Source organism: Komagataeibacter oboediens, from assembly GCF_003207815.1.
Taxonomy (GTDB): domain Bacteria; phylum Pseudomonadota; class Alphaproteobacteria; order Acetobacterales; family Acetobacteraceae; genus Komagataeibacter; species Komagataeibacter oboediens.
Window position 1 is genome coordinate 1 of record NZ_NKTX01000243.1, and the last position, 703, is coordinate 703.

The window sequence follows — 703 nt, forward strand, 5'->3', positions numbered from 1 at the left end:
CAGCGTTTCCGTCCCGCCAGAAACCGTCAGACCGCCAGAACCGGACATGCCGCCGGAATAGGTGCTGCTGGCTTTGGTCAGGTCCAGCGTGCCGTCCAGCGTGCCACTGGCAGTTCCCGACAGAGAACCCGCCGTCGAACCCGCAGACGCCACATCGAACGTGCCGCCATTGGCCGCAACCGTGCCGTCAACCGTGTTGCCGTCCAGCGTCAGCGAACCGGCCGTCTGGGTCACATCACCCGAGACGGTGTTGCCCGCACCCAGCGTCATCGTCCCGCTGTTCGCCGCACTCGCCAGTGTCCCGCCCGTCGCGCTGAATGTCGCACCAGACGCATTCGTCACAGCACCTGCCGTCGTGTCGCTCAGCGTCGCCGTGCCGCCATTGTTCGCAACAGCCGCAAGCGTGCCGTCTTCAGCCGTAAACGTCCCGGTATTGGTTGTCGTGCCCGCAACCGTACCGCCATTGACATCCGTCGTCCCGGCAGTCGTCAGCGCACCCGCAACAGAACCCGGCAGGCTGAGGCCTGCACCAGACGCCACCGTCGTCACACCCGTATAGGTATTCGCACCCGACAGCGTCTCCGTCCCGCCAGAAACCGTCAGACCGCCAGAACCGGACATGCCGCCGGAATAGGTGCTGCTGGCTTTGGTCAGGTCCAGCGTGCCGTCCAGCGTGCCACTGGCAGTTCCCGACAGAGAACCC

The 703-nt window shown here is 65.6% G+C and carries 1 pseudogene; it reads right to left on the minus strand.

What is annotated here, in order from left to right:
* Nucleotides 1-703, minus strand: a pseudogene (locus tag CFR80_RS19585) (autotransporter domain-containing protein); the annotation flags it as partial.